The 16,689-nt window shown below is 57.6% G+C and carries 15 protein-coding genes; 2 read left to right on the forward strand and 13 right to left on the reverse strand.

Going from position 1 to position 16,689, the window contains the following annotated elements:
• Window positions 1-14 precede the first annotated feature (14 nt).
• The 7 genes from hutG to hutC form a co-directional block, all read right to left on the reverse strand.
• Complete coding sequence (hutG, locus tag U5A05_RS22875; protein ID WP_321834978.1) at window positions 15-821, reverse strand: N-formylglutamate deformylase; 807 nt, start codon at window positions 819-821, stop codon at window positions 15-17.
• 11 nt (window positions 822-832) lie between these two features.
• Entirely contained in the window at window positions 833-2,038 is a 1,206-nt protein-coding gene (hutI, locus tag U5A05_RS22880) for an imidazolonepropionase (RefSeq protein ID WP_261740105.1), read from the reverse strand.
• A 27-nt stretch (window positions 2,039-2,065) separates the two neighbouring features.
• Window positions 2,066-3,469, reverse strand: a complete 1,404-nt coding sequence (locus U5A05_RS22885) for an amino acid permease (RefSeq protein WP_261740106.1) — start codon at window positions 3,467-3,469, stop codon at window positions 2,066-2,068.
• A 74-nt stretch (window positions 3,470-3,543) separates the two neighbouring features.
• Window positions 3,544-5,076, reverse strand: coding sequence for a histidine ammonia-lyase (gene hutH, locus U5A05_RS22890; RefSeq protein WP_321834979.1), 1,533 nt, complete (start codon window positions 5,074-5,076; stop codon window positions 3,544-3,546).
• 116 nt (window positions 5,077-5,192) lie between these two features.
• Window positions 5,193-6,890 (reverse strand): urocanate hydratase, encoded by a 1,698-nt coding sequence (hutU, locus tag U5A05_RS22895; RefSeq protein WP_261740108.1) that lies wholly within the window; start codon window positions 6,888-6,890, stop codon window positions 5,193-5,195.
• 374 nt (window positions 6,891-7,264) lie between these two features.
• Window positions 7,265-7,843 (reverse strand): HutD/Ves family protein, encoded by a 579-nt coding sequence (locus tag U5A05_RS22900; protein WP_261740109.1) that lies wholly within the window; start codon window positions 7,841-7,843, stop codon window positions 7,265-7,267.
• Window positions 7,840-8,550: a histidine utilization repressor gene (gene hutC, locus U5A05_RS22905; protein ID WP_219262600.1), complete on the reverse strand. Its 711-nt coding sequence runs from the start codon at window positions 8,548-8,550 to the stop codon at window positions 7,840-7,842. The genes U5A05_RS22900 and hutC overlap by 4 nt, the downstream gene beginning before the upstream one ends.
• A gap of 146 nt (window positions 8,551-8,696) precedes the next feature.
• Between hutC and U5A05_RS22910 the strand changes: the two genes are divergently transcribed.
• Window positions 8,697-10,061 (forward strand): formimidoylglutamate deiminase, encoded by a 1,365-nt coding sequence (locus U5A05_RS22910; protein ID WP_321834980.1) that lies wholly within the window; start codon window positions 8,697-8,699, stop codon window positions 10,059-10,061.
• 112 nt (window positions 10,062-10,173) lie between these two features.
• On the opposite strand, the gene U5A05_RS22915 is transcribed toward U5A05_RS22910, so the two are convergent.
• The 3 genes from U5A05_RS22915 to U5A05_RS22925 form a co-directional block, all read right to left on the reverse strand.
• Window positions 10,174-12,111: a RecQ family ATP-dependent DNA helicase gene (locus U5A05_RS22915; protein ID WP_321834981.1), complete on the reverse strand. Its 1,938-nt coding sequence runs from the start codon at window positions 12,109-12,111 to the stop codon at window positions 10,174-10,176.
• A 126-nt stretch (window positions 12,112-12,237) separates the two neighbouring features.
• On the reverse strand, window positions 12,238-12,576 hold the full coding sequence (locus U5A05_RS22920; protein ID WP_321834983.1) for a type II toxin-antitoxin system RelE family toxin: 339 nt from the start codon (window positions 12,574-12,576) through the stop codon (window positions 12,238-12,240).
• Window positions 12,545-12,814 carry a type II toxin-antitoxin system Phd/YefM family antitoxin gene (locus U5A05_RS22925; protein WP_321834985.1) on the reverse strand — a complete coding sequence of 90 codons (270 nt, stop codon included), beginning with the start codon at window positions 12,812-12,814 and terminating at the stop codon, window positions 12,545-12,547. Before U5A05_RS22925 ends, U5A05_RS22920 begins: the two co-directional genes overlap by 32 nt.
• A gap of 160 nt (window positions 12,815-12,974) precedes the next feature.
• Between U5A05_RS22925 and U5A05_RS22930 the strand changes: the two genes are divergently transcribed.
• Window positions 12,975-13,325 (forward strand): DUF1493 family protein, encoded by a 351-nt coding sequence (locus tag U5A05_RS22930; RefSeq protein ID WP_261740114.1) that lies wholly within the window; start codon window positions 12,975-12,977, stop codon window positions 13,323-13,325.
• 66 nt (window positions 13,326-13,391) lie between these two features.
• On the opposite strand, the gene U5A05_RS22935 is transcribed toward U5A05_RS22930, so the two are convergent.
• The 3 genes from U5A05_RS22935 to U5A05_RS22945 form a co-directional block, all read right to left on the reverse strand.
• Complete coding sequence (locus U5A05_RS22935; protein WP_261740115.1) at window positions 13,392-14,933, reverse strand: phosphoenolpyruvate carboxykinase; 1,542 nt, start codon at window positions 14,931-14,933, stop codon at window positions 13,392-13,394.
• Window positions 14,934-15,112: 179 nt separating this feature from the next.
• Window positions 15,113-16,015 carry an Hsp33 family molecular chaperone HslO gene (gene hslO, locus U5A05_RS22940; RefSeq protein ID WP_261740116.1) on the reverse strand — a complete coding sequence of 301 codons (903 nt, stop codon included), beginning with the start codon at window positions 16,013-16,015 and terminating at the stop codon, window positions 15,113-15,115.
• A 145-nt stretch (window positions 16,016-16,160) separates the two neighbouring features.
• A complete protein-coding gene (locus U5A05_RS22945) occupies window positions 16,161-16,568 on the reverse strand; it encodes an RNA-binding S4 domain-containing protein (protein ID WP_321834989.1) in 408 nt (135 codons plus the stop codon).
• Window positions 16,569-16,689: the final 121 nt, after the last annotated feature.

Here is a 16,689-nt window from a genome sequence, read left to right on the forward strand (position 1 = left end):
CCACAAAATCAAAATCAACTCCTGGAATAACGCTGCTGCCCCCACTCGATAATCCGCGCCAGTAATTGCTTGAGCACCACTTGGGTTGGTGCGGCCAGGTCTTCGCGGTAGTTGAACGGCTCGAACTCTTCCATATAGGTGCACTGCGCCAGTTCCAGCTGCACGGCGTGGATGTTGTCGGCCGGGCTGCCGTAATGGCGGGTGATATGACCCCCCTTGAAGCGCCCGTTCAACACATGGCTATAGGTCGGATGCTCGGCACAGATCGCTTCCAGATCGCGGGCCAGTAACGGGTCGCAGCTGGCGCCATTGAAGGTGCCCAGATTGAAGTCCGGCAAACGCCCGTCAAACAGGTGCGGCACGCAAGAGCGAATGGAGTGCGCATCAAACAGCAGCGCATAGCCAAATTCGTCCTTGAGCCGTTTGAGTTCCTGTTGCAGGGTCTGGTGGTAGGGTTTCCAGATCTGCTCCAGGTAGGTGGCGCGCTCTTGTGCCGTAGGCACCTGCCCTTCGCGAAACAGTGGCACGCCATCAAACAGCGTGGCCGGAAACAGCCCTGTGGTTGCCCCCACATACATCGGCGCATCGTCTTCGGGGCGATTAAGGTCAATCACAAAACGCGAATATTCAGCCGCCAGGGTGCTGGCGCCCATCTCGTTGGCAAAATCATAAAGCTGCGGGATATGCCAGTCGGTGTCCGGCAGGCTTTGCGCTTCGGGGATCAGCCCGGCCTTCACCGCAGGTGTCAGTTTCAAGCCAGCGTGGGGCATGCTGATCAGCAATGGCACGCGGCCTTGTTTAAATGTCAGTACCTTATCCACAAGCTTTTCTCCTAAAGCGCTACATCAACGCCGTTGCGCACGACGCGTTTATCCAGATCACCGCCCAGCCAGTAGGCCAGGTCTGCGGGACGATCAATGTTCCAGGCCACAAAGTCGGCCACCTTGCCGGGCTCCAGCGAGCCGTGGGTCTCGCCCATGCCCAACGCCGTAGCCGCATGCTGAGTGACACCGGCCAGGGCTTCTTCGGGGGTCATGCGGAACAGGGTGCAGGCCATGTTCAGCATCAGGCGCAACGACAACCCCGGCGACGTGCCCGGATTGAGGTCGCTGGCGATGGCGATTTTCACCCCGTGCTTGCGCAGGGCCTCCATCGGCGGCAGCTGGGTTTCACGCAAAAAGTAAAACGCACCGGGCAGCAGCACGGCCACGGTTCCGGATTCGGCCATGGCAATCGCATCTTCTTCAGTCATGAACTCCAGATGATCCGCAGACAACGCCTGATAGCGCGCCGCCAGGCTGGAGCCATGCAACGAGGACAACTGCTCGGCGTGCAATTTGACCGGCAGGCCCAGTTGCTGCGCCACTTTGAATACCCGTTCAACCTGAGCCGGAGAAAACGCCAGGTACTCGCAGAACGCATCCACTGCATCCACCAGCCCTTCAGCTGCCAGCGCTGGCAGCATTTCGTTGCAGATATGCTCGATATAGTCGTCGGCGCGGTCCTTGTACTCCGGCGGCAAAGCATGGGCCGCCAGGCAGGTGCTGCGCACCGTGACCGGCAACTCGGCCCCTAGACGGCGGATCACCCGCAGAATTTTGCGTTCGCTCTCAAGGCTCAGGCCGTAACCGGACTTGATCTCGACACTGGTGACGCCATCACGCAGCAAGCACAACAAACGCTGACGGGCGCTGGCGAACAATTCCTCTTCGCTGGCAGCACGGGTCGCACGCACGGTGCTGGCGATACCGCCACCGGCAGCGGCAATTTCTGCATAGCTCACACCCTGCAAGCGTTGCTCGAATTCGCCACTGCGATTACCGCCAAACACCGTGTGGGTATGGCAATCGATCAGCCCCGGCGTCACCCACGCCCCTTCCAGGCCATGGGTTTGACCATACTCGCCCGTCGGCAACTGCTGACGCGAACCAATCCACTCAATGTAGCCGTCACGGGTAACGATGGCGGCGTCCTCGATGATCGAGTACATGCCATTAGCCATGGTTGCGACATTGCAGTGTTGCCAAAGGGTTTTCATTGCGTCACTCCGTCAATGATCAAAAACTCAGGAAAGCTCGGGAGCCACTTCAATCGCACGACCCGCAGCCGGCTTTACCCACAATAGATAAGCCACAACCAGGAATACAATCCAGACCGCGCCTACCATCAGTGCCGCCTGGGTCTCAGGGAAGTAACCCAGTACGCCGAAGATAAACACCATAAATGCGATAGCAGCCATTGGCGCATACGGCCAGAACGGCACGGGGAACTTGAGTTCGGCCACTTGCTCTCGGGTCATGGAACGGCGCATGGCCACCTGAGTCACCAAAATCATCAACCACACCCACACCGTGGCGAAGGTGGCAATCGAGGCGATGACCAGGAAGATGTTTTCCGGGATCAAGTAGTTGAGCACTACACCGCCCAACAACGTAGCGCCCATCACCAGTACGGTCATCCACGGCACGCCATGGCGGGAGATTTTGGCAAAGCCTTTAGGTGCCTGCCCTTGCTGTGCCAGACCGTACATCATGCGGCCAGCGCCGAAGATATCGCTGTTGATGGCCGACACTGCCGCCGAGATCACCACGATATTCAGAATGGTGGCTGCAGAACTGATGCCCAGGCTGTCAAAAATCTGCACGAACGGGCTGCCCTGGCTGCCAATCTGGTTCCACGGGTAAATAGCCATCAACACAAACAGCGTCAGCACATAGAACAACAGAATACGCAGCGGCACCGCGTTGATCGCTTTAGGAATCACGCGTTGCGGGTCTTTGGCTTCACCGGCAGTGATGCCGATGATTTCAATGCCGCCGAAGGCAAACATCACCACGGCAAACGAGGCGATCAAGCCGCCCACGCCATTAGGCATAAAGCCACCGAACGACCACAGGTTGCTGACGCCGGTGGCAACAGCGTCAGAGCTGCCGGAAGTACCGATGCCAAACAGCATGATGCCGAAACCGGCCAGAATCATCGCCACGATGGCGGCAACTTTAAGCAGCGACAGCCAGAATTCCATTTCGCCGAAGACTTTGACGCTGCACAGGTTCAACCCGCCAATCAGCAGCACAATGCCCAAAACCCAGATCCAGCGCGCCACCTCAGGAAACCAGAAACCCATGTAAATGCCGAAGGCCGTGACATCGGCCAGACACACGATGATCATCTCGAAGGCGTAGGTCCAACCCAGAATAAAGCCCGACATAGGGCCCAGGTAGGTGCTGGCGTAATGGCCAAAGGAGCCCGACACCGGGTTGTGCACGGCCATTTCGCCCAGTGCACGCATTACCATAAACACCGCGGCGCCACCAATCAGGTAGGCCAGCAGCACAGCAGGTCCAGCCATTTGAATGGCAGCGGCTGAACCATAAAAAAGACCCGTTCCGATCGCTGAACCCAGCGCCATAAAACGGATGTGGCGAGCGGATAGCCCGCGTTTCAAACCTTGAGTTTGCGTTTGCATTTCGCGTCCTTGATTATTTTTGTCGGCGAAAACAGAGACGCAGAGAGCCCGTAGGCCCTCTGCGTTTTTTTGGATTACAGGCTTGGCAGAACGTGAGCAGGCAGCAGATCGTTCAGGCAACGAGTCGCCAGCAATTGCATGGCAATTTCGATATCCGGAGCGAAGAAGCGGTCTTTCTCATAGTGAGCGACCTTGCTGCGCAGGGTGGTGCGAGCGACTTCAAGCTTGGCCGAGGTTTTCAGGCCATCACGCAGGTCCAGACCCTGGCACGCAGCCAGCCACTCGATTGCCAGTACACCGCGTACGTTTTCAGCCATTTCCCACAGACGCTTGCCAGCAGAAGGAGCCATCGAAACGTGGTCTTCCTGGTTGGCCGAGGTAGGAATGCTGTCAACGCTATGTGGGTGGGACAACGCCTTGTTCTCGCTGGCCAAGGCCGCAGCCGTTACCTGAGCGATCATGAAACCGGAGTTGACGCCGCCATTGGCCACCAGGAACGGCGGCAATTGCGACATGTGCTTGTCCATCATCAACGAGATGCGGCGCTCGCTCAGCGAGCCGATTTCGGCAATCGCCAACGCCATGTTGTCTGCAGCCATCGCTACCGGTTCGGCGTGGAAGTTACCGCCGGAGATCACGTCGCCCTGCTCGGCAAATACCAGCGGGTTATCCGACACTGCGTTGGCTTCAACGCCCAGCACTTCAGCCGCCTGACGGAACTGGGTCAGGCAGGCGCCCATCACTTGTGGCTGGCAGCGCAGGGAGTACGGGTCTTGTACCTTGTCGCAGTTCTTGTGCGACTCGGACACTTCGCTGCTGGTACCCAGCAGGTCGCGATAAATCGCAGCAGCGTCGATTTGACCGCGTTGACCGCGAGCAGCATGAATACGTGGATCGAACGGCGAACGCGAACCCAGCACCGCTTCGACCGTCAGGCCGCCGCACGCCATAGCGGCAGCAAACAGGTCTTCGCCTTCAAACAGACCGCGCAGGGCGTAGGCTGTCGATACTTGAGTACCGTTGAGCAGCGCCAGACCTTCTTTGGCAGCCAGAGTCAGCGGTTCAAGACCGGCTTGCTTCAAGGCAGTGACTGCATCCAGCCACTCGCCTTTGTAACGTGCCTTGCCTTCGCCCAGCAGCACCAGTGACATATGCGCCAACGGCGCCAGGTCGCCCGACGCGCCCACTGAACCTTTAAGCGGGATGTGCGGGTAAACCTCGGCATTGATCAGCGCGATCAAGGCGTCGATCACTACGCGGCGAATCCCGGAGAAACCACGGCTCAGGCTGTTGACCTTGAGCACCATGATCAGGCGCACCAGATCATCGCTGATCGGCTCGCCGATACCGGCTGCGTGGGACAGCACCAGAGAACGCTGGAGGTTTTCCAGGTCTTCGCTGGCAATTTTTGTCGAAGCCAGCAGACCGAAACCTGTGTTGATGCCGTAGGTGGTGCGGTTTTCGGCAAGGATCTGCTCAACGCACGCCACACTGGCATCGATCTGCGCCGAAGCACTCTCGTCCAGGCTGAGGGTAACCGGCTGCTGATAAATGTCACGCAGTTGGGCAAGGCTCAGTTGGCCGGGGATCAGGTTTAACTCAAGCACGTTAATACTCCTTCACGCGTGTAACCGAAATTATAGAAATCTTTAGCAACCTTGTGGGAGCGAGCCTGCTCGCGAAGGTCGTTCGCGAGCAGGCTCGCTCCCACAGAAGACCAGTGTCAGCCGTTGATCATCGGCAGGTTCAAGCCCTGCTCGTTGGCGCAGTCGATGGCAATGTCGTAGCCCGCATCGGCGTGACGCATCACACCAGTCGCCGGGTCGTTGTGCAGAACACGAGCGATGCGCTCAGCCGCTTCGTCGGTGCCGTCACATACGATTACCATCCCCGAATGCTGCGAGAAGCCCATGCCAACGCCGCCGCCGTGGTGCAAGGAGACCCAGGTCGCGCCGCTCGCGGTGTTCAGCAAAGCATTGAGCAGTGGCCAGTCGGACACGGCGTCCGAGCCGTCTTTCATCGATTCGGTTTCGCGGTTCGGGCTGGAGACCGAGCCGGAGTCCAGGTGGTCACGACCGATCACGATCGGCGCTTTCAGCTCGCCGCTGCGCACCATTTCGTTGAACGCCAGGCCCAGCTTGGCGCGCTGGCCCAGGCCAACCCAGCAGATACGTGCCGGCAAGCCCTGGAAGCTGATGCGCTCGCGGGCCATGTCCAGCCAGTTGTGCAGGTGGGCGTCGTCGGCGATCAGCTCTTTAACCTTGGCGTCGGTTTTGTAGATATCTTCCGGATCACCCGACAGCGCGACCCAACGGAATGGACCTACACCACGGCAGAACAGTGGGCGGATATACGCGGGTACAAAGCCCGGGAAGTCGAAAGCGTTTTCGACGCCAACTTCCTTGGCCATCTGACGGATGTTGTTGCCGTAGTCGAAGGTTGGAACACCCGCCTTCTGGAACGCCAGCATGGCTTCTACGTGTTCGCCCATCGAGGCTTTGGCGGCTTTGACCACGGCTGCCGGATCAGTCACAGCGCGGTCGCGGTACTGCTCCCAGGTCCAGCCTTTAGGCAGGTAGCCGTTCAGTGGGTCGTGGGCGCTGGTCTGGTCGGTGACCATGTCCGGGCGTACGCCACGGCGGACCATTTCTGGCAACAGCTCTGCAGCGTTGCCGCACAGAGCGATGGAAATCGCCTTGCCTTCAGCGGTGTATTTAGCGATACGGGCCAGCGCGTCATCCAGATCCGCGGCTTGTTCGTCGACATAACGAGTAGCCAGACGGAAATCGATGCGGCTTTGCTGGCATTCGATGTTCAGCGAGCAAGCACCAGCCAGAGTTGCAGCCAACGGCTGCGCGCCGCCCATGCCACCCAGACCGGCGGTCAGTACCCATTTACCGACCAGGCTGCCGTTGTAGTGCTGGCGACCGGCTTCGACGAAGGTTTCGTAAGTGCCCTGCACGATGCCCTGGCTGCCGATGTAGATCCAGCTGCCCGCAGTCATCTGGCCGTACATGGCCAAGCCTTTGGCGTCGAGTTCGTTGAAGTGCTCCCACGTGGCCCAGTGCGGCACCAGGTTGGAGTTGGCGATCAGAACCCGTGGCGCGTTGCTGTGGGTTTTGAACACGCCGACCGGCTTGCCCGATTGCACCAGCAGGGTTTCGTCATCGTTGAGGTTGGTCAGGCTTTCGACGATTTTGTCGTAGCACTCCCAGTTCCGCGCTGCCCGGCCAATACCGCCATACACCACCAGTTCGGTCGGGTTCTCGGCCACTTGCGGATCGAGGTTGTTCATCAGCATCCGCAGTGGAGCTTCAGTCATCCAGCTTTTGGCTGTGAGCTGTGTACCACGGGCGGCGCGGATCTCACCATCACGGTGACGGGTGAACGAAGCAGGCGATTTTGGGGTAGTTGAAGTCACGGGTAACTCCTCAGCGTTGGGCAGATGCGTCGGGTGTGAGAAGAGGATCGACGCACACTTATGTACTTGTACATACAAGCATATGCAAGTTAGCGGCCAATCTGCAAATTTTCGCCATGAAAAATCTGCAAGCCCCGTAAATAAAGGCGCGCAGCTGCGAGAGAAGTTTTATGGGGGGAGGGGAAAATTTGTAGGAGGTGTTACGAAAGCAGATTTGTGCGCTGAATTGGGGCGTTAGGTAACAGAGAACGGAAACATCACTGCTTTATGTAGCCGCTGCCGCAGGCTGCGATTGGGCGCGAAGCGGCCCCTGCCCTGATGTTGAAGGCAAAGGCCCTTCGGTCCTTATCGCAGCCTGCGGCACCGGCTACACGCTAGACCGGCGTTAACTCGATCACACAGCACAACCCGGTCACAGTGATTTCCAACAACTGGCGATTGCCGCTCAATTGCAGGCAGTCGTAACGGCCCAGATGTTCGTGGCTGGTGTTACCCAGGCTCACATGCGTTTGTTCACCCGCACCAAACACCAACAGCGTATGCGCCGAGCTGAACAGGCGCTGCGGGGTTGTCGCGTGCAGCCATTGCAGGCGTGCCGCATAGCGATGGGGGGCGTAGATCAGATTGAAGTCGCGGATTGGCCCATCAATCAGGGTGCAGGTGACGGCGCTTTCACCCCGGAACGCAAACGCATCGAACGGTAACAATCCTCGGGTGCTTACGCCGTCGACTTTCAGGTTCATCCCCGCGCCTTGCAGCACGCTGATAACCCGCTGATAACCGTCGAAACGCGAAAAACCGCCAGACTCGCCAATATCGGCAATCGACAGTCGCCAGCCAAAACCTTCAAGGCCCTCGCCCGCGTCACGGGTGATCTCTTCGGTGCTGCCGCCGCCGTTTTTCCACGGCATGCGCGGGTAATCGGCGGCGCGTAAAACAACGGTCTGGCTCATTTATTGAAACGTCCTTCGAGGCGGTGACGGGAACCCGGGTGGATCAAGCGGGCGGCGGTAACAGGCTGACGACCCGACCAGGTGCGGCGGCGAATCAGCAGGCACGGCTCACCGGGCTCGATTTGCAGTAATTTGCATTCTTTAGGGTCAGCCAGAATCGCTTCAACCACGTGCTCGCCTTCGGTCAGTGGTGCAACCTGAGATAGATAGGCGTAAGGCGTTTGCAGGGTGAAATCCTGCTTAAGGTAGTCCGGTGCCACCAGCGCATTGACGAAACGGTCTTCAATTTGCACGGCAATCCCGTTCTCGTAGTGCACGATCAGCGAATGAAAGACTTTCTGCCCTTCACGCATGTCGAGCACGGCGGCGCGTTCGGAACCGGCCATCTCTTCGCCCAGACTGATCACCTTGCAGGTGTGTTTATGCCCACGAGCAGCGATCTCATCGGCAATGTTGTTGACTTCAAACAGCGCGGACTGAGTCTTGGGCTCGGCCACAAAAGTACCGACGCCCTGCATGCGCACCAGTAAACCGTCGGCGGTCATTTCACGCAGCGCACGGTTAATGGTCATGCGACTGAAGCCCAATTGGGTCACCAGCTCGCTTTCAGAAGGCACACGGTAATGCGGCGGCCAGTTCCCACTCTGGATTTGCGCAGTGATCATTTGCTTTACGCGGGCGTAAAGCGGGGCCGGGCTATCGCCCATGTGGGCGGCCAGCGGGGACACGACAGGCGGAGTCGACACAGGCAATCCTTGTTCATGAGTTAAGTGGCGTAGCTTGCCGGAGTTTACCGAGCAGGCAAACGTCTGTATATGTATATACAAATTACAAGCAATGGGGTACCGAACCGATGTCCGTCTTCTTTGCCGAGCGTGCGCTGCTACCCACAGGCTGGGCTGCCAATGTCCGAGTCGAGGTCGGTGCCGATGGCCACCTGACCCGGGTTCAAGCCAATGCCGACGCGCACGGCGCCGAACGCCTGAGCGGGCCACTGCTGCCGGGCATGCCGAATCTGCACTCCCACGCATTCCAACGGGCCATGGCCGGTTTGGCCGAAGTGGCGGGCAACCCCAATGACAGTTTCTGGACCTGGCGCGATTTGATGTATCGGCTCGTCGGAAAAATAAGCCCCGAGCAGCTCGGTGTTATTGCCCGTCAGTTGTACATTGAAATGCTCAAGGCAGGTTACACCTCGGTCGCCGAATTCCATTATGTACACCACGATCTGTCGGGCCAGCCTTATGCCAATCCGGCAGAACTGGCGTTGCGCATCAGCGAAGCGGCGCGCTCGACCGGCATTGGCCTGACCCTGTTGCCGGTGCTTTACAGCCACTCGGGCTTTGGCGGCCAAGCACCCAATGACGGCCAGCGGCGCTTTATCAACAGCACCGAGCAATATCTGAAATTGCAGCAGCAGTTGCAGCCGCTGCTGGCGCAACAGCCTGCGCAAGCCTTGGGCCTGTGTTTTCACTCGCTGCGCGCCGTTACCCCCGAGCAAATTCATGAAGTCTTGCGCGCCAGCGACACGACTTGCCCAGTGCATATCCATATCGCCGAGCAACAAAAGGAAGTCGACGACTGCCTGAGCTGGAGCGGCAAGCGGCCGATCCAGTGGCTATACGACAATGTCGAGGTCGATCAGCGCTGGTGCTTGGTGCATGCGACCCACGCCAACGCCGCTGAAGTTCAGCTTATGGCGCAAAGCCAGGCCGTAGCCGGGCTCTGCCTGACCACAGAAGCCAACCTGGGTGACGGTATTTTCCCGGCGGTGGACTTCCTTGCTCAAGGCGGGCGCATGGGTATCGGCTCGGACAGCCATGTGTCGCTGAGTGTGGTTGAAGAACTGCGCTGGCTGGAATACGGCCAGCGCTTGCGTGATCAACGTCGTAACCGGATGTATCGCAGCGACCAACCGATGGTCGGGCGCACGCTGTACGACGCGGCGCTGGTGGGTGGTGCCCAAGCGATGGGGCAGGCGGTTGCCGGATTGGCCGTGGGCCAGCGCGCCGACTGGCTGGTGCTTGACGGTAACGACCCGTACCTGGCCACCGCCAAGGACGACGCGATTCTCAACCGCTGGTTGTTTGCGGGCGGCGATCGTCAGGTGCGCGACGTGCTGGTCAATGGCCAGTGGGTGGTGCGTGATGGTCATCACGCCGATGAAGAAGCCAGTTGCCGCGACTTCACCCGGGTGCTGCGCGAGCTGTTGGGTTAACCCCTACGGCAACGGTTACAAAGAAACTAACCGTGGGAACGAGCCTGCTCGCGAAGCCCGTTCGCGAGCAGGCTCGTTCCCACTGGGAATACCTTGGCCGGCAACAACGTCTCTACAAGGAAAGCATTTCCTTCGCGGCCCATTCCCGCACCTGGGCATAGGGGTAGTTTTCCAATGCCGCAAACCCCGCAATGGCGCGCGCTTTCATCTTGGTGAACATCGGCACACTGATCCCGCATAAAAAACGGGTCAGGCGTTCTGCCGGGGGATAACTTCCCGTGTATTCCTGATGCCTGTGGATAAAAGCGCCACATAACGCTTCGAAGTTCTTATCCACAAGCGGCGACAGTGCAGGCGGCTCCGGCAAGTGAGCTACCTGCCCTGCGCACACCGAACAATGCCCGCAATGCTGCGGTGCCTGTTCGTCGCCAAAGTACTGCGCCAGCCGATAGCTCAGGCAAGTTTCACTGGCGAACAACGCCAGCATCGCGTGAATACGCACAATCTCGCCACGCTCGTGGGCAGTGAAGTAAGCATGCAACTCCTGGCTCAGCGCCTGGGCATCAAAATCGCTCACCAATAGGCTGTAGACCTCAGTCATCTGCTTGCTTTCAAGTTCGATCCAGCCCTTCTCCTGAAAGTAATCCAGCGCTTTGACCACCCGATTGCGGTCGGCCTGATGCTGGCTGTACAACGCGTCGAAATTCACCGTGGCCCAGGTTCTGGCACGGCTGGAAGTCTGGATGATGGCCGAGACGAACTGCTGGCGCTCACCCTCGAACCTGGCCAGCAGCACTTCGGGCTCGATCAAAAACTTGAAGCGATACTCCGCAAAATAGGCATAGCGCGGAGCAATCAGGCCACGCAGCTCCAGTTGCACCAACAAGGTTTTGAGCGGTAACTGACGAATATTGCTCTGATCAGACAACGGCAGAAGCATGAACTCCCACTGCCCTTCAGGTATCGCCCCACGCAGTTCATCAAGCACGCAGCGAATGCCTTGCAGCTCGGGCGTATCGCCGTACACAAAGTTTTCCAGCACGTTGAGGCTGTCGCGGTTGGCCAGCACCAGACATTCGGACGGCTGACCATCACGCCCGGCGCGGCCGATTTCCTGGCTGTAGTTTTCAATCGACTTGGGCAAGTCAAAATGCACCACGTTGCGGATGTCGCTTTTATCAATGCCCATCCCAAAGGCAATGGTGGCGACGATGCAATTCAACTGCCCGCTCATAAACTGGCGCTGAATGCCCTCACGTTGATCGTGGGGCAAACCGGCGTGATAGGCGTTGGCACTGATCCCGTGCTGGTTGAGGTGCTGAGCGATCTGCTCAGCGGTCCTTTGCAGCGTGACGTACACGATGCTGGGCTGGCCAATGCGCTGGCCCATCCACTGCACCAGGCGCTCGCGCTTGGTCGCGCCGCTGACCGGCTCAACCCATAAGTTGAGGTTGGCGCGATAGAAACCGGTGGTAATGACATCCGCCTCGGCAATCGCGAATTTGGCCTGCATATCCGCGATTACATTGGGCGTAGCTGTAGCCGTAAGCAGCAAGGCCTGCGGGATATTGAACTGACGCTGGTAGTCCGGGAGCTTCAGGTAGTCCGGGCGAAAATTGTGCCCCCACTCGGAAATACAGTGCGCTTCATCCACCACCAGCAACGAAATCGGCACCTGCTGCAAGAAGTTACGAAAACGTTCGTTCTTGAGGCGCTCAACCGAGATCATCAAAATCTTCAACTCACCCGTTTTCGCCCGAGCCATGACTGCACTTGCGTCATCACGGCTTTGCGCCGAATCAATGCTGGCCGCCGCAATCCCGTGGCGTTGCAAAAACGCCAACTGATCTTGCATCAGGGCTAACAGGGGCGAGACCACCAGTGTCAGGTGCGGCAATAACAGGGCCGGCAGTTGGTAACACAACGACTTGCCCGAACCCGTCGGAAAAATCGCCGCCGCCGAACGCCCAGCCAGAACAGCACTGATCGCCGCTTCTTGCCCGGCACGAAACTGTGGGTAACCGAAAACCTGTTCCAGGGTGTTGTGCATCACTGTCACTCCATTGACCACTGCAAAGCGCAAAACTCTAACGCGGGGGTTGCAGCTGATCGAGAAAAGGTCGGGGGCAAATTGAGAGGGGATGATACAGGTGTGTCATGAAATCACCGGAGGTCTCTAGTGAAGACGCTTCTTGGCCGTTACGTAAGCAGCATCGTCGTCCCGCCGACCTACGCCAAGGACCAAAACTATCAAGCGTTTATCAATCACTTCATACACCAGCCTTACCCCGCTGGCGCGCAGCTTGATCTTGTAACAGTTAGGCATATTGCGGAGCCTGGCTGAAGGCACTTCAGGGAATAACAGACGCGATTTAAGCTTCTTCAACAACTGTATCTGGAGCGTCTTATCCAGCTTTGCCAGCTCCTTTCTTGCTTCAAGTTCGAACTCAAGGCTATAGGTCTTGATTGCATCTGCCTGCGTTTCAGCTTTTTTCGGCAGTTGCGATGAGCTCATCAATATCGACCTTGACTGTAGGATTACCGCGCCGCTCATTGACCAGTCTTGCCAATTCGACGTCGTCAATCATCTCCAGCAGCAACTCATAGCGCTCTGGCGAAAGGATATAAAAAGCGGGTTCATTACGATTGAGAATGACCATTGGGTCACCGCCACTTTCACGATATGTGCCCATGGGGTCTTTTTTCAGATCTGTCACTGAAGCAGCAACTTTAGCGAGCATGGCGAATGTCATGATATGGCCTCATGCCTGTGTATAAGGAATGACTCATCTGCGAAGCCTGTAAGCCATCCGAACGAAGCTGAACAAGCATCTAAAGCAGCACTTTAATTAGTGCTTTTAAAAGTATCTCCAAAAGCACAATCAAACAACCTAAATCTCCGGATACACAACCATGAAACTCGCCTCTGACCTCCCGGACACCCCTGCCCTACGCGAGCTGATGCAGGTGCTGCATGAAGAAATCGGCCTGCCGGAACACAAGGCCGTAAGCCTGAAGACCTCGATCAACCTCGACCTGGGCTGCAACGGCAGCGATGCCCAGCATCTGATGGAAACCCTGGAGGAGCACTTCGGCCTTGAGCTGACTGATTACGACGCCTACCGTTACTTCCAGCCAGCCGGTAATGACCCGCACCTCAAGCGCAAGGCCAAGGGCCGCGAGGGCAAAGTGCCGCTGACCATTGGCATGCTGTATGAGGCTATCCAAGCCCGACAGTGGGATACCCAAGCTCTGGAAGGCTAAATTCCAGGCACAAAAAAGCCGCCTTTTCAGGCGGCTTTTTCGTGGATCAACACACTGACCGAATGCTTACGCCTTCGGGCCAGCAGCCTTGATCGCGTCGCTGACGTCGAACTTCTTGAAGTTCTCAACGAACAGGCCAGCCAATGCCTTGGCAGCTTCGTCGTAGGCAGCTTTGTCTTCCCAAGTGTTACGTGGGTTGAGTAGTACTGTGTCAACACCCGGTACGGTCAATGGTACGTCGAGGTTGATGGTGTCCAGGTGCTCGGTTGCTGCGCCGATCAGAGCACCGCTCTGGATCGCTGCAATCACGCCACGCGTAGTCGGGATGTTGAAACGCTTGCCAACGCCGTAGCCACCGCCGGTCCAGCCGGTGTTAACCAGGTACACCTTGGAGCCGAAGCCGCGGATGCGCTTGATCAGCAGCTCTGCGTATTCGCCAGCTGGGCGCGGGAAGAACGGTGCGCCGAAGCAGGTGGAAAAAGTCGACTTGATGCCGCTGCCCGAACCCATTTCAGTCGAACCCACCAGCGCGGTGTAGCCAGACAGGAAGTGGTAGGCCGCTTGTTCTTCGCTGAGGATCGAAACAGGTGGCAACACGCCAGTCAGGTCGCAAGTCAGGAAGATCACAGCGTTAGGCTCACCACCGAGGTTCAGCGGAGCGCGTTTTTCGATCAGTTCACGCGGGTAAGCGGCGCGGCTGTTCTGAGTCAGGCTGTCGTCTGCGTAGTCTGGTTTTTTGTTCTCGTCGAGAACAACGTTCTCCAACACGGCGCCGTGCTGGATGGCTTTCCAGATAACCGGCTCGTTCTTCTCGGACAGGTCGATGCACTTGGCATAGCAACCGCCTTCGATGTTGAACACAACGCCTACGCCCCAGCCGTGTTCGTCGTCACCGATCAGGTAACGGCTTTCGTCAGCCGACAGAGTGGTTTTACCCGTGCCGGACAGGCCGAAGAACAGGGTAACGTCGCCCTCTTCGCCCATGTTGGCAGCGCAGTGCATCGGCAGAACGTCGACTGCTGGCAGCAGGAAGTTCTGAACCGAGAACAGGGCTTTTTTCATCTCGCCGGCATAACGCATGCCCGCGATCAGTACTTTTTTGGCTGCAAAGTTGATGATCACGCAACCGTCGGAGTTGGTGCCATCACGCTCTGGCTCGCACACGAAGTTCGGTGCGTTGATCACTTGCCACTCGTCTTTGCCCGCTGGGTTGTACTGTTCAGGGTTGATGAACAGGCAACGGCCAAACAGGTTGTGCCAAGCAGTTTCGGTGGTCATTTTGACGGGCAGGTAGTGCGCCGGATCTGAACCTACATGCACGTGAGAAACAAAACGCTCACGCTCACCCAGATAAGCCGCAACGCGGTCCCACAGTGCATCGAACTTGTCGGCCGGGAACTTGCGGTTGATCGGGCCCCAGGCGATTGCGTCCTGAGTGGTCGGCTCTTCAACAATGAAGCGGTCAGCTGGTGAACGGCCGGTACGATGGCCGGTTTTGACAACCAGTGCGCCATTGTCGGCAAGCTCGCCCTCACCACGGCTCAGGGCTTCTTTGACCAGATCGTCGATGCTCAGATCGGTGTACACGGCGTTATTAGCTTGCGTCATGAGGTTCCCCGTCGGCCATTGGCCGATTGCGCCAAACGTTTTGTAGTAGAAAAGTTTGCACTACTACCGCGAAAAAAGTGGGCCGGATTATGCCAGAAAACCCCAAAAAGAGTAGGGCCCACCTGTCAGAACCGCGCAAGAACGGGTTTTGACAGGCGTTTTACCTAAGCTGAATCGTTTTAGTGCTGAGTGCCTGAAGGTGATTTAACACCCGCGCCAGCGAACAATTGATCGACATCAGCGGCATCAAACAGGTAGCGCTCGTTACAAAATTGACAGTCAATTTCGATATGGCCGCCATGTTCGGTAACCAAAGCCAGCGCATCTTCATGCCCCAGACTGGTCAATGCATTACCTGAACGCTCACGCGAACAGCTGCACTTGAATTCAATGACCTGGTTATCAAACAAGCGCACTGTTTCTTCGTGATACAGGCGATGCAGGATGGTTTCGTTGTCCAACCCCAGCAACTCTTCAGCCTTGAGCGTATCGCCCAGCATCAGCAACTTGTCCCAGCTGTCGACACGCTCTTCTTCATCCTTGACCACATCAGCAGGCAACTGCTGCAAGAACATGCCACGAGCACGCTTGCCATCGGCGACAAGCCAAAAGCGGGTCGGCACTTGCTCAGACATCACGAAGTAGTTGGTGAAGCAGTCAGCCAGCGTTTCGCCGTTCAGATCCACAATGCCCTGATAGCGTTTGCCAACTGTAGGATCAATGGTAATGGCCAGTACGCCGTTAGGCAGCAGGTCAGCCAGAGTGGCGTCCGGGGCAATGCTGTCAGCGTCAAAACGAGCCAGGCCGCGTATTTCACGGTCGCTGGTGCATTCGATCATCAACAGGGGCACCGGGCCTTCGGAACGTGCCTGCAGGCTCAGCAAACCATCGATTTTCTGGTTGCCTACCAGCAACGCAGCGGCAGCCATCAACTCGCCCAACAACTGCTGGACCGGCTGCGGATAGGCGTGCTTGGCCAACACATCAGCGTAGCTGTGCTCCAGCGAGGCCAGTTCGCCGCGAGCATCGCTGGTGTCGAACATAAAACGTTGTGTGGAATCGGTTTTGAGTAAGTCGGACATAAGAATAGAGTTCTGAATTGGTGACAAAATGTGTACGAGTCTTTCAATGTCGTGCAGGTCTGATGACCCTATATGGCGCCATGCATGGACTATTACAAGTTATGCACTCGCGGACTCGACGTACGGTTTGTGAGTATTGATCAGCTCACTCGGCACCACTGGCATCATGAAACTGGTGCAGTTGGCGCCTTTGTTTCTTGGTCGGCTTGCCATCGGTACTGATGCCCATGGCCCCGGATTTGCGCATGGCAGCTGCTTTCTCGCGCTTGGCGATGCTTTGTTCGGTTTCGGCGTAGAGTAATTGAGCTTCCGGCGCGCCACGGCGCACGACTGACAGCGCTTTGACTTCCACAGTGCGTTCTTCAAGGCCTACACGTATTTGCAGTTCATCACCCAAGCGGGGCTCTTTGCTCGGTTTGCAGCGCTCGCCACGGCAATGCACCTTGCCGCTTTCAATGGCCGCTTTGGCCAACGCACGGGTTTTGTAAAAACGCGCTGCCCAGAGCCACTTGTCCAGGCGAACCTTGTCGTCCTCTTCCTGCTTTTGTGCCACTGGAATTCCTCTTCACTGAAATAGTCAGAACTGTACTACTACTTGCGATGAACAACTGAAGCAATCGGCCCGATAGAATGCCTGCCTGCTGAACAGCGTACACGCAGATAACTGTCGCCAT

It is taken from the genome of Pseudomonas kulmbachensis, assembly GCF_963681935.1.
Classification (GTDB): Bacteria; Pseudomonadota; Gammaproteobacteria; order Pseudomonadales; family Pseudomonadaceae; genus Aquipseudomonas; species Aquipseudomonas kulmbachensis.

Bases quoted from the DNA above. Each gene is read 5' to 3' on its own strand.
- U5A05_RS22885 (WP_261740106.1), bottom strand. From the start codon at position 3,469: ATGCAAACGCAAACTCAAGGTTTGAAACGCGGGCTATCCGCTCGCCAC.
- U5A05_RS22910 (WP_321834980.1), top strand. From the start codon at position 8,697: ATGTCCGTCTTCTTTGCCGAGCGTGCGCTGCTACCCACAGGCTGGGCT.
- U5A05_RS22915 (WP_321834981.1), bottom strand. From the start codon at position 12,111: ATGCACAACACCCTGGAACAGGTTTTCGGTTACCCACAGTTTCGTGCC.
- U5A05_RS22920 (WP_321834983.1), bottom strand. From the start codon at position 12,576: ATGAGCTCATCGCAACTGCCGAAAAAAGCTGAAACGCAGGCAGATGCA.
- hutC (WP_219262600.1), bottom strand. From the start codon at position 8,550: ATGGGCGATAGCCCGGCCCCGCTTTACGCCCGCGTAAAGCAAATGATC.
- U5A05_RS22900 (WP_261740109.1), bottom strand. From the start codon at position 7,843: ATGAGCCAGACCGTTGTTTTACGCGCCGCCGATTACCCGCGCATGCCG.
- U5A05_RS22935 (WP_261740115.1), bottom strand. From the start codon at position 14,933: ATGACGCAAGCTAATAACGCCGTGTACACCGATCTGAGCATCGACGAT.
- U5A05_RS22925 (WP_321834985.1), bottom strand. From the start codon at position 12,814: ATGACATTCGCCATGCTCGCTAAAGTTGCTGCTTCAGTGACAGATCTG.
- hutI (WP_261740105.1), bottom strand. From the start codon at position 2,038: ATGAAAACCCTTTGGCAACACTGCAATGTCGCAACCATGGCTAATGGC.
- hslO (WP_261740116.1), bottom strand. From the start codon at position 16,015: ATGTCCGACTTACTCAAAACCGATTCCACACAACGTTTTATGTTCGAC.
- U5A05_RS22930 (WP_261740114.1), top strand. From the start codon at position 12,975: ATGAAACTCGCCTCTGACCTCCCGGACACCCCTGCCCTACGCGAGCTG.